Origin of the sequence: Salmonella sp. 32082101201600294FB01SM01 (genome assembly GCF_017572865.1) — a bacterium.
Lineage (GTDB): Bacteria > Pseudomonadota > Gammaproteobacteria > Enterobacterales > Enterobacteriaceae > Salmonella > Salmonella enterica.
In genome coordinates, this window is record NZ_JAGESB010000001.1 from 216,283 (window position 1) to 228,685 (window position 12,403).

10 protein-coding genes are annotated in these 12,403 nt (G+C 52.7%); 7 read left to right on the plus strand and 3 right to left on the minus strand.

The window, feature by feature from the left end:
* Positions 1–238 precede the first annotated feature (238 nt).
* The 6 genes from clpX to fadM all read left to right on the plus strand — a co-directional run bounded on the left by clpX (position 239) and on the right by fadM (position 7,719).
* On the plus strand, positions 239–1,510 hold the full coding sequence (clpX, locus tag J4645_RS01020) for an ATP-dependent protease ATP-binding subunit ClpX (RefSeq protein ID WP_000130314.1): 1,272 nt from the start codon (positions 239–241) through the stop codon (positions 1,508–1,510).
* A 185-nt stretch (positions 1,511–1,695) separates the two neighbouring features.
* The gene (gene lon / locus J4645_RS01025; protein WP_001067723.1) at positions 1,696–4,050 is read left to right on the plus strand and encodes an endopeptidase La; all 2,355 of its coding nucleotides are present in this window, start codon (positions 1,696–1,698) and stop codon (positions 4,048–4,050) included.
* A 190-nt stretch (positions 4,051–4,240) separates the two neighbouring features.
* Positions 4,241–4,531 (plus strand): nucleoid-associated protein HU-beta, encoded by a 291-nt coding sequence (gene hupB, locus J4645_RS01030; protein WP_254888479.1) that lies wholly within the window; start codon positions 4,241–4,243, stop codon positions 4,529–4,531.
* A gap of 290 nt (positions 4,532–4,821) precedes the next feature.
* Entirely contained in the window at positions 4,822–6,693 is a 1,872-nt protein-coding gene (ppiD, locus tag J4645_RS01035; RefSeq protein ID WP_023197727.1) for a peptidylprolyl isomerase, read from the plus strand.
* A 149-nt stretch (positions 6,694–6,842) separates the two neighbouring features.
* The gene (locus J4645_RS01040; RefSeq protein ID WP_000680324.1) at positions 6,843–7,217 is read left to right on the plus strand and encodes a helix-hairpin-helix domain-containing protein; all 375 of its coding nucleotides are present in this window, start codon (positions 6,843–6,845) and stop codon (positions 7,215–7,217) included.
* Positions 7,218–7,320: 103 nt separating this feature from the next.
* Entirely contained in the window at positions 7,321–7,719 is a 399-nt protein-coding gene (gene fadM / locus J4645_RS01045) for a long-chain acyl-CoA thioesterase FadM (protein ID WP_001194543.1), read from the plus strand.
* 108 nt (positions 7,720–7,827) lie between these two features.
* On the opposite strand, the gene queC is transcribed toward fadM, so the two are convergent.
* Together queC and J4645_RS01055 are read right to left on the minus strand one after the other, a co-directional pair.
* Entirely contained in the window at positions 7,828–8,523 is a 696-nt protein-coding gene (queC, locus tag J4645_RS01050; protein ID WP_000817208.1) for a 7-cyano-7-deazaguanine synthase QueC, read from the minus strand.
* 64 nt (positions 8,524–8,587) lie between these two features.
* Complete coding sequence (locus J4645_RS01055; RefSeq protein ID WP_001238181.1) at positions 8,588–10,288, minus strand: SgrR family transcriptional regulator; 1,701 nt, start codon at positions 10,286–10,288, stop codon at positions 8,588–8,590.
* A gap of 99 nt (positions 10,289–10,387) precedes the next feature.
* On the opposite strand from J4645_RS01055, the gene cof reads away from it, so the two are divergent.
* On the plus strand, positions 10,388–11,206 hold the full coding sequence (gene cof, locus J4645_RS01060; RefSeq protein ID WP_000113033.1) for an HMP-PP phosphatase: 819 nt from the start codon (positions 10,388–10,390) through the stop codon (positions 11,204–11,206).
* Positions 11,207–11,255: 49 nt separating this feature from the next.
* Here cof and cdsH read toward each other — a convergent pair whose 3' ends face one another.
* Positions 11,256–12,311, minus strand: coding sequence for a cysteine desulfhydrase (cdsH, locus tag J4645_RS01065; RefSeq protein WP_000987850.1), 1,056 nt, complete (start codon positions 12,309–12,311; stop codon positions 11,256–11,258).
* Positions 12,312–12,403 lie beyond the last annotated feature (92 nt).

A 12,403-nucleotide genomic window follows, 5' to 3' on the forward strand; every position in this document is an offset into this window, starting at 1 on the left:
AAGTGTGCCGCTATACACTTCATCCTTCACGCTACCTCGGTGTTGGCTGCCAGCGCGCCTCCCGGTGACTTACTTATGTAAGCGCTGCGGAGTCGCTGAGTTGCCGCCTTGATGTAGCTCGAATGATTTTGTGTATATACTAATGAAGGGCGGCACAACGCTGATTAGCGGCTTGCGCCTGAGAATGGCATTTGCGTCGTCGTGTGCGGCACAAAGAACAAAGAAGAGGTTTTGACTCATGACAGATAAACGCAAAGATGGCTCGGGCAAATTGTTGTACTGCTCTTTTTGCGGCAAAAGCCAGCATGAAGTGCGCAAGCTGATTGCCGGTCCATCCGTGTATATCTGCGACGAATGCGTCGATTTATGTAACGACATTATTCGCGAAGAAATTAAAGAAGTTGCTCCGCACCGTGAACGTAGTGCGCTGCCGACGCCGCATGAAATTCGTACTCACCTGGACGATTACGTTATCGGCCAGGAGCAGGCGAAAAAAGTGCTGGCGGTGGCGGTCTATAACCACTACAAGCGTCTGCGTAACGGCGATACCAGCAATGGCGTCGAGTTAGGCAAAAGCAACATTCTGCTGATTGGACCGACCGGCTCCGGTAAAACGCTGCTGGCGGAAACGCTGGCGCGCTTGCTGGATGTGCCGTTCACTATGGCGGATGCGACCACGCTGACCGAAGCGGGTTACGTGGGTGAAGACGTCGAGAATATCATTCAGAAACTGTTGCAGAAATGCGACTACGACGTGCAAAAAGCGCAGCGTGGGATTGTCTACATTGATGAAATCGATAAGATTTCGCGTAAATCAGACAATCCGTCCATTACCCGCGATGTTTCCGGCGAAGGCGTACAGCAGGCGTTGCTGAAACTGATCGAAGGCACTGTCGCCGCGGTTCCACCGCAGGGCGGTCGCAAACATCCGCAGCAGGAGTTCTTACAGGTAGATACCTCTAAGATTCTGTTTATCTGCGGCGGCGCGTTTGCCGGTCTGGATAAAGTGATCGCTAACCGTGTTGAAACCGGCTCCGGCATTGGTTTTGGCGCGACGGTGAAAGCGAAGTCCGACAAAGCCAGCGAAGGCGAGCTGTTGTCGCAGGTTGAACCGGAAGATTTGATCAAATTTGGTCTGATTCCTGAGTTTATCGGTCGTCTGCCAGTGGTGGCGACGTTGAACGAACTCAGCGAAGAAGCGCTGATTCAAATCCTGAAAGAGCCGAAAAATGCGCTGACCAAGCAGTATCAGGCGCTGTTTAACCTGGAAGGCGTCGATCTGGAATTCCGTGACGAAGCGCTGGACGCTATCGCCAGGAAAGCAATGGCGCGTAAAACCGGCGCCCGTGGCCTGCGTTCTATCGTCGAAGCGGCGCTGCTGGATACCATGTACGATTTGCCATCTATGGAAGACGTCGAAAAAGTGGTGATCGACGAGTCCGTTATTGCCGGTCAGAGTAAGCCGTTGCTGATTTACGGCAAACCGGAAGCGCAGGCTTCTGGCGAATAATTAAACATTCATACAATCAGTTAGCCAAAAAAGGGGGGATTTTATCTCCCCTTTCGTTTTTCCTGTAAACACGCCGTTGAATGTGTGGGAAACATCCCCATATACTGACGTACATGTTATAGGTGGTATGGAGCACAGCTATACTATCTGATTACCTGGCGGACACTAAACTAAGAGAGAGCTCTATGAATCCTGAGCGTTCTGAACGCATTGAAATCCCCGTATTGCCCTTGCGCGATGTGGTGGTTTATCCGCACATGGTCATACCCTTATTTGTAGGGCGGGAAAAATCTATCCGTTGTCTGGAAGCGGCTATGGACCATGATAAAAAAATCATGCTGGTCGCCCAGAAGGAAGCATCAACGGATGAGCCGGGTGTAAACGATCTTTTCACCGTCGGGACCGTGGCCTCTATTTTGCAGATGTTGAAACTGCCTGACGGCACCGTAAAAGTGCTGGTCGAGGGGTTACAGCGCGCGCGTATTTCCGCGCTGTCTGACAACGGCGAACATTTCTCCGCGAAGGCGGAGTACCTTGATTCGCCAGCCATTGATGAGCGAGAACAAGAAGTGCTGGTGCGTACCGCTATCAGCCAGTTCGAAGGCTACATCAAGCTGAACAAAAAAATTCCGCCGGAAGTGCTGACGTCACTCAATAGCATTGACGACCCCGCACGTCTGGCTGACACCATCGCCGCGCATATGCCGCTGAAACTGGCGGATAAACAGTCCGTACTGGAGATGTCCGACGTTAACGAACGTCTGGAATATCTGATGGCGATGATGGAATCTGAAATCGATCTGCTGCAGGTTGAGAAACGCATTCGCAACCGCGTGAAAAAGCAGATGGAGAAATCCCAGCGCGAGTACTATCTGAACGAGCAAATGAAAGCGATTCAGAAAGAGCTTGGCGAGATGGACGACGCGCCGGACGAAAACGAAGCGCTGAAGCGTAAGATCGACGCGGCGAAAATGCCGAAAGAGGCGAAAGAGAAAGCGGAAGCGGAACTGCAGAAGCTGAAAATGATGTCTCCGATGTCGGCGGAAGCGACCGTGGTGCGCGGCTACATCGACTGGATGGTGCAGGTGCCGTGGAATGCGCGTAGCAAGGTCAAAAAAGACCTGCGTCAGGCGCAGGAAATCCTCGATACTGACCATTATGGTCTGGAGCGCGTGAAAGACCGCATCCTTGAGTATCTCGCGGTTCAAAGCCGTGTAAATAAAATCAAGGGGCCGATCCTGTGTCTGGTGGGGCCGCCGGGGGTAGGTAAAACCTCGTTGGGCCAGTCCATCGCTAAAGCAACAGGGCGTAAATACATCCGTATGGCGCTGGGCGGCGTGCGTGATGAAGCGGAAATCCGCGGTCATCGCCGGACTTACATTGGCTCTATGCCGGGTAAACTGATCCAAAAAATGGCCAAAGTGGGGGTTAAAAACCCACTGTTCCTGCTCGATGAGATCGACAAAATGTCTTCTGACATGCGCGGCGATCCGGCTTCCGCACTGCTGGAAGTGCTGGATCCAGAGCAGAACGTGGCGTTCAGCGATCATTACCTGGAAGTGGATTACGATCTCAGCGATGTGATGTTCGTCGCCACCTCCAACTCCATGAACATTCCGGCGCCGCTGCTGGATCGTATGGAAGTGATCCGTCTGTCCGGTTATACCGAAGATGAGAAGCTAAATATTGCTAAACGTCACCTGCTGCCGAAGCAGATCGAGCGTAACGCGCTGAAGAAAGGCGAACTGACGGTCGACGATAGCGCGATTATCGGTATTATCCGCTATTACACGCGTGAAGCGGGCGTGCGTAGTCTGGAGCGTGAAATCTCCAAACTGTGCCGCAAAGCGGTTAAACAACTGTTGCTCGATAAGTCGTTAAAACATATCGAAATTAACGGCGATAATCTGCACGACTACCTCGGTGTGCAGCGCTTTGATTATGGCCGTGCGGATAGCGAAAACCGCGTAGGTCAGGTGACGGGGCTGGCGTGGACGGAAGTGGGCGGCGATCTGTTGACCATCGAAACCGCCTGCGTACCGGGCAAAGGCAAGTTGACCTACACCGGCTCGCTCGGTGAAGTGATGCAGGAATCTATTCAGGCGGCGCTGACCGTGGTGCGCGCGCGCGCGGAAAAACTGGGTATTAATCCGGACTTTTACGAAAAACGCGATATCCACGTTCACGTGCCGGAAGGCGCAACGCCGAAAGACGGTCCAAGCGCCGGTATCGCGATGTGTACCGCGCTGGTTTCCTGCCTGACCGGTAATCCGGTGCGAGCAGATGTGGCAATGACCGGTGAGATCACCCTGCGCGGTCAGGTGTTGCCGATCGGCGGCCTGAAAGAAAAACTGTTGGCGGCGCATCGCGGCGGGATTAAAACGGTCTTAATTCCATTCGAAAATAAACGTGACCTGGAGGAAATTCCGGACAACGTGATTGCCGATCTGGATATCCATCCTGTGAAGCGCATTGAGGAAGTTCTGACGCTTGCTCTGCAAAACGAACCGTCTGGAATGCAGGTTGTAACCGCAAAATAGTGACCTCGCGCAAATAGCGCTAATAAAAACAGGGCTGGCAGGCTATTTCGGACTTGCCAGCCTTTTTTTGTATAGCTAATTTAGATGGTTGATTGGGTCTGCCACCATTAACGGGTGTTGTAAGGGCGTGGCAGGCCTGATATAACTGCTGCGCGGTCGTACTTCGAAGGATTCAGGTGCGATATAAATTATAAAGAGGAAGAGAAGAGTGAATAAATCTCAACTGATCGAAAAAATTGCTGCAGGGGCTGATATCTCTAAGGCTGCGGCTGGACGTGCGTTAGACGCGATTATTGCTTCTGTTACCGAATCTCTGAAAGAAGGGGATGACGTTGCACTGGTAGGCTTTGGTACTTTTGCTGTTAAAGAGCGTGCTGCCCGTACTGGTCGCAACCCGCAAACAGGTAAAGAGATCACCATCGCCGCAGCCAAAGTGCCGAGTTTCCGTGCAGGTAAAGCGCTGAAAGACGCGGTAAACTAAGCGTGATCCCCTCGGGGGATGTGACAAAGTACAAGGGCGCATCAACTGATGTGCCTTTTTTATTGACGATTCGGGACTTTCTGCGCGTTGCGGGCTGACAATTGCCCTCGTTTCTTGTCACAATAGGCTTTTGCGCGCCGCGTTCAGAAAATGCGATGCGCGTGAAGTCTATATACGCAAATCATTCAGGTTGCGTCGACGCGGCAACTGAGCGAATCACTCGGTAGCCAGCAGAGAAGCCGCCTGAAAGATAAAGTGTAAAGTCACCTACAGCGGAGTGTGGTTACACCATGATGGACAGCTTACGCACGGCTGCAAACAGTCTCGTGCTCAAGATTATTTTCGTTCTCATTATCGTATCGTTCATTTTGACCGGCGTTAGTGGTTACCTGATTGGCGGAAGCAATAACTACGCCGCAAAAGTGAATGGCCAGGAAATCAGCCGGGCACAGTTTGAGAATGCGTTTAATAACGAACGTAACCGTATGCAGCAGCAGTTGGGCGACAGGTATTCTGAACTGGCGGCCAACGAAGGTTATATGAAAAGCCTGCGCCAGCAGGTGCTGAATCGTCTGATAGATGAAGCGCTGTTGGATCAATATTCCCGCGAACTGAAACTGGGCATCAGCGATGAGCAGGTAAAGCAGGCGATTTTCGCCACTCCCGCTTTTCAGGTGGACGGTAAGTTTGACAACAACCGCTATAACGCGATTGTGAATCAGATGGGAATGACCGCCGATCAGTACGCTCAGGCGCTGCGTAACCAGCTTACCACTCAGCAACTGATCAACGGCGTGGCCGGTACTGATTTTATGCTGAAAGGGGAAACCGACGAACTGGCGGCATTAGTCTCTCAACAGCGCGTGGTGCGTGAAGCCGTTATTGATGTCAACGCGCTGGCGGCGAAGCAGCAGGTGACCGATCAGGAAGTGTCCAGCTACTACGATCAGAATAAAGCCCGCTTTATGACGCCGGAACAGTTCCGCGTAAGCTATATCAAGCTGGATGCCGCGACGATGCAGGCACCGGTCAGCGATGCGGATATTCAGGCCTATTATGACCAGCATGTAGATCAGTTTACTCAGCCGGAGCGCATTCGTTACAGCATTATTCAGACCAAAACGGAAGATGATGCGAAAGCGGTACTGGATGCGCTGAACAAGGGCGAAGATTTCGCCACGCTGGCGAAAGAGAAATCTACCGATATCATCTCTGCGCGTAATGGCGGCGATATGGGCTGGCTGGAAGAGTCTGCCACGGTGCCGGAACTGAAAAACGCCGGATTAAAAGAAAAAGGCCAGATATCTGGCGTGATTAAGTCGTCTGTCGGTTTTCTGGTGGCGCGTCTGGATGATATTCAGCCTGCCAAAGTGAAACCGTTAAGCGAGGTTCGCGACGACATTGCCGCGAAAGTGAAACAGGAAAAAGCGCTGGATGCTTACTATGCGTTGCAGCAGAAGGTGAGCGATGCGGCAAGCAACGACAATGAGTCGTTAGCAGGCGCTGAACAGGTCGCTGGCGTAAAAGCGGTTGAAACCGGCTGGTTTAGCCGTGACACCTTACCGGAAGAGCTGAACTTCAAACCGGTAGCCGATGCTATCTTTAATGGCGGTCTGGTAGGCGAAAACGGTACGCCGGGGCCGAATTCAGACATTATCACCGTGGATGGCGACCGGGCTTTTGTTGTACGCGTGAGCGAACATAAACCTGAAGCCGTGAAGCCGTTGGCAGAAGTGAAAGAACAGGTCACTGCCCTGGTGAAGCATAACAAAGCGGAACAACAGGCGAAGCTGGATGCGGAAAAACTGCTGGTCGAGCTGAAAGCGGGCAAAGGCGCGGAAGCGATGAAAGCGGCGGGTCTGAGTTTTGGCGAGCCTAAAACGTTAAGTCGTACCAGTCAGGATCCGGTGAGTCAGGCGGCCTTTGCATTAAGCCTTCCGACGAAAGATAAGCCAGTTTATGGCGTGGCGAACGATATGCAGGGTAACGTCGTTCTGCTGGCGTTTGACGAGGTGAAAGCGGGTGCCATGCCGGAAGCGCAGAAAAAAGCGATGGTGCAGGGCATCACGCAGAACAATGCGCAAATTGTCTTTGAAGCGCTGATGAGTAATCTGCGTAAAGAGGCGAAAATCAAAATCGGCGACGCTCTGGAACAGCAGTAATCGTCGAGGCGCTTCGCAAAAAATTGCAAAACGTTGTATCCCACAAAGGCCGCTTTCGCGGCCTTTTCCATTTCTGAGAATTGCCGTTTGTTCGTTTTTCTCCGCCCCGCTATCGTGGCTGCACTGTTAACAAACAAGGAGAAAACAGTATGAAACACGGAATTAAAGCACTGCTTATTACACTTTCTTTAACCTGCGCGGGCATGGCCCATAGCGCACTGGCGGCGACGCCTGTCGCAAAAAATGCAGCGGTGGAAACAAAAGCGGATACGCCTTCTTCATCCTCCGCCAAAGCGGCATTACCTACTAAAGCCAGCGATGATGAAGGTACCAGGGTGAGCATTAATACCGCGTCTGCGGAGGATCTGGCGCGGGTGATGAACGGCGTTGGGCTGAAAAAAGCGCAGGCTATTGTGAGCTATCGGGAGGAGTATGGTCCTTTTAAAACGGTGGATGATTTAAAGCAGGTGCCGGGAATGGGAAGCGCGCTGGTGGAGCGTAATCTGGCAGTTTTAACATTGTAATCACTTGCACAGTGGCAAAAATTTGCCAGACTGTAGAGGTCATACCAGTTATGACCTCTGTACTTGTCGTTTACTTATAACAACAACGTAAGGTTATTGCGCTATGCAAACACAAATCAAAGTTCGTGGATATCATCTTGATGTTTATCAACATGTTAATAATGCCCGCTATCTGGAGTTTCTGGAAGAGGCCCGTTGGGATGGGCTGGAAAACAGCGACAGCTTTCAGTGGATGACGGCCCGCAATATTGCTTTTGTGGTGGTAAACATCAACATAAATTACCGTCGCCCGGCGGTATTGAGCGATCTACTGACCGTGACCAGCCAGGTACAACAGCTTAACGGTAAAAGCGGCGTATTAAGCCAGACGATTACGCTGGAGCCAGAAGGGCAGGTGGTGGCCGATGCGCTCATCACGTTTGTTTGTATTGATTTAAAAACGCAAAAAGCGCTGCCGCTGGAAGGCGAATTGCGTGAAAAGCTGGAACAGATGGTGCAATAACGCCCCTCGCTGTCTGATGGCGTTGAACTTGTCCGGCCTGGCGATATTGACCATGGTGCATATCGCCAGGCACGGATAAGGTGCGTGCGCCGCCATCCGGCAAAACAATCACCTTAACCCGGTTTTTTGCTTCATTGCCGCCATCACCGCCGCTTTATTCGACAGATAATGATTCAGGCCGTTAGCGCGCAGATTACATGCTGCGCAATGACCACAGCCATCGCCTTTAATGCCGTTATAGCAGGTCAGCGTCTCTTCGCGAACCAAATCCAGTTGGCCCCAATAATCGGCCAGCGCCCAGGTTTCAGCTTTATCAATCCACATTAAGGGCGTTTCGAAACGGATATCTTTCGCCATGCCCAGATTCACCGCGTGATTCAGCGCTTTGACGAACTCATCACGACAGTCTGGATAGCCGGAAAAATCGGTCTCGCAAACGCCGGTGATCACCGCTTCGGCTTTGACCTGATAAGCGTAAATCGCCGCCAGCGTCAGAAAGAGAATATTGCGTCCCGGTACGAAAGTATTGGGGATACCGTCAGCGTTTGGTTCATAGTCCGGCACCGGAATGCTATCCCGCGTCAGGCTGCTGACCGCCAGTTCGTTCAGCAAAGTGACATCCAGCACTTTATGCGCGCGTGCGCCAAGTTGTAACGCCAGCGCGCGCGCGACATCAATCTCTGCGCGGTGGCGCTGACCATAATCAAACGTGACACAATGCACTTCATCATACTGATGCCGCGCTTGCGCCAGACAAGTGGTGGAGTCCTGACCTCCACTAAATACAACAACGGCGCGTTTCATAGTTATCCTGATCAATGACGAAAACCAATATGGTAACGCGTACGGATAATCCCGACCAGCTTCTTCACGGCGAAGGCGGCGGAAGCCAGGCTTCGCTAAATTCAAACCAGCCGCGAGGGGTGAGTCGAACGCCGTTAACGCCCGGTGGGGCGCTGATGCGATAGTGATAATTAAACAGCGGCGTAAGTGTGGCGTCATCCATCAGGTTGGCAAAAACTTGTTGTAGCGCGGCGCGGCGATCTTTTTCATTGGGCTGAATTTGCAGAGCGTCAAGCGTAGCCTGCAGATGGGAAAACGCAGGCGCGTCCAGGACATGTGACCAGATCTGATCGCAACGTAGCCACTGCTCCAGCGTATATTCCGGCGCTTCGCCGATCAGCCTGTCGCCCATCATCAGATCCGCTTGCGCCAACGCAGGGCAGTTATCCCAGTTTTTGGCATTATGAAAAATCAATGTTAACTCACAGCCGAGCGTCGCCAGGTAATGTCGAAGCTGTTCCGCCATCGTATGCAGCTCTACGGGAAGGTGGTACGCCAGGGTAAGTTTTTTCGGCAATGGCGTTTCATCAACGTCCCGCCATTGCGGGATTGTCCAGCCGGGTAGCAGCCCCTGACTTGGCATAATCAAGTTCTCATCTACCGGCAAGGTTTTCAGCAGCGAAGTATGATGGATAATATGTATCAGACGCCGCGCCTGCTGTACGTTGAGCCGTGAGCCCTTTTTGAGGGTTAAATAACAAAAGCCAAGGCTGATACCACTACTTACCTGACTCAGCGTCGCCAGCTCTTCCGGTTTGCCGATGGCAATCTGCACCGGATGGCGGCAACTGGTGCCCAGATCCTGGGCAAACAGTTGCGGGGTGATCCAGAATTCAATCGCTTTCAGCAGCGGATGGCTGAGGTGATAATGGTCGTGACTTTCCAGACGCACCAGTTCCGGCGTGAACAACGCCAGGCGAAAAGGACCAGTGCCGATAAGCGGCAGGTCAGGATGCGCCAGACCGCTACAATAGCTCGCCAGACGATGCGCCAGCCAGTAATCAGGTCGGTGAAGGAGAAAGGTCAGGCACTGAGGATGCGTTACTTCGATCCGTGCGACGCTAATAAACAATTTGCTTAGCGCGGGTAGGGTAAGCAGCCTTTCCAGGCGTTCGTGTAGCTGCGCGGTATCCACCGCATCGCCATTATGCCAGTGCAGCGTGGAGCGAATATAAAAATCCCAGCGTAAACCGTCGGCGGAAACCTTCCAGTGATGCGCCAAATCCCCGCAAGGATATTGGCTATCGCGGTCGAAGCGCGTTAACCCGGAAAAAACTTGCCCTGCGAGATGCTGTTCCGCGCGTCCTGGCAGGAAACCCGGCTGCAGCGGATCAAGCGGACGATAGTAGGGAATACGCAATGTCGGCGTATCGTTTTGCCATTGGCCGCCCATAAAAGGCTGGAGCATCGCCCGTAACTCGCCAGGCGCCAGCTGCGCCAGTTCCAGTACGTTGAGCTGCTGCCCTTTTTCCAGCGCCTGTTCCATCATGGCGGTGCGGAGCGATTCCGGCGTGACCAGAAACTGGAGCCGTCCACGTTTCCCGCGCCCGGACTGCGCCTCCCATCTTAGCCAACCTGCCTGCTGGGCCTGACGCAGCAGCGTTCGCAGATGGCGCTCGCTACAAAAACAGCGTTCGGCCAGTTCACTAACGGTGACATGTTGCGTTTCCCCGGCGGAAGGCTGCCAGAGGCGTTGATATTGATTAAGCCGATTCAGTAGCCTCATAAAACCCGGAACACTTCCTTTTATCTGTTCACTATTACTTCCGTATATCTCAGGTAATACTGAACAACAAGTTAACCGCGTCACAGTGTGGAGAAAGAGATGGCCCGTCTGGCAGCATTTGATATGGATGGCACGTTATTAATGCCCGATCACCATTTGGGTAGAGAAACGATCGCCACGCTGGCGCGTCTGCGCGAACGCGATATCACTCTGACATTCGCTACGGGTCGTCATGTGCTGGAGATGCGGCATATTCTGGGGACGCTTTCACTGGACGCTTATCTTATTACCGGTAACGGGACGCGAATTCACTCGCTGGAAGGCGACGTGCTGCATCGTCAGGATCTCGATCCTCAGGTTGCCGATACGGTGATGCATCATGCCTGGGATACCCGAGCCAGTATGCATGTGTTTAATGACAACGGCTGGTTTACAGGCCAGGAGATCCCCGCGCTACTCCAGGCGCACGTCTACAGCGGCTTTCGTTATCAGGTTATCAATATAAAAAGCATTCCGGCCCATCAGGTGACGAAGATCTGTTTTTGCGGCGATCATGACGATCTGATCCGTTTGCGCATTCAGCTCAATGAGGCGATGGAAGAACGCGCTCACCTCTGTTTCTCTGCCGTCGACTGCCTGGAAGTGCTACCGCTGGGGTGCAATAAAGGATCGGCGCTGGCGGTATTGAGCAATCATTTAGGGCTTTCACTGGCAGATTGCATGGCATTTGGCGACGCGATGAACGATCGGGAAATGCTGGGCAGCGTCGGGCGGGGGCTCATTATGGGCAATGCCATGCCGCAGCTTATCGCCGCGTTGCCACACCTTTCGGTTATCGGACATTGTGGTAATCAAGCGGTATCACACTTTTTGACGCATTGGCTGGACAATCCGCATCTACCTTATTCCCCCGAATGAGAGATCTCTTCCAGCAAGCCAGACATTCAGTCTGGCTTTTTTTTGGTGTCTAGTCGCCGGTAAGTAATTTTGCGATGGCCGCTGACCACGGCGTCAAATCGCCGATATGGTCGCTAACCCAGGACGGATGGTAATAGGTATCCAGATAGCGATCGCCGCTATCGCACAATAACGTCACGATAGCGCCGGTTTCTCCAGCCTCGCGCATCCGGGCCGCAAGCTGCAGCGCTCCCCACATATTCGTGCCGGTAGAGGCACCGACTTTACGGCCTAGCTGCGTTTCCAGCCAGTGTGCGGTGGCAACGCTGGCGGCGTCCGGCACGCGCAGCATCTCATCTACGACATCCGGAATAAAAGAAGGCTCTACTCGCGGACGACCAATTCCTTCAATTTTACTGCCCACCGGGCTGCGTAATGAAGCGTCGCGATCCTGCCAGTAAGGTAAAAAGACGGAATTTTCCGGATCCACCACCATGAGCTGAGTATCATAGCCCTGGCAGCGAATATAGCGCCCAATCGTCGCAGAGGTTCCGCCCGTTCCGGCGCTCATGACGATAAATCGCGGTACCGGATGGGGTTCGTTGCGCATCTGGCGGAAAATACTGTCGGCAATATTATTGTTGCCCCGCCAGTCGGTAGCTCGTTCTGCGTAGGTAAACTGGTCCATATAGTGACCGTTCAGTTCATGCGCCAGCCGCTCGGAGGCGGCATAAATTTCGCAGGCGCTCTCCACAAAATGACAGTGGCCGCCGTAAAATTGAATCTGTTCGATTTTACGTTTTGCGGTACAGGCGGGCATGACGGCGATGAACGGCAGTCCCAGTAAACGCGCGAACCAGGCTTCGGAAATCGCCGTTGAGCCTGATGACGCTTCAATAATCGGAGTGCCTTCTTTAATCCAGCCATTGCACAGCCCATAAAGGAACAGCGAGCGCGCCAGACGATGCTTGAGGCTACCGGTGGGATGCGTGCTTTCGTCTTTCAGGTAAAGCTGGATACCCGGAAATGCCGACAGGGGCAAACGAATAAGATGCGTATCCGCCGAGCGCTGGTGGTCAGCGTTAATTTCATTAATGGCATTTTTAACCCAATTGCTACTCATCATTAATATCCATTTATCATTTTGTGCCAAGAGTAGCGAAAAGTACGGAAAAAATTGTTGCTATTTGGCCTTTAAATTACAATGTAAGGAGAAAA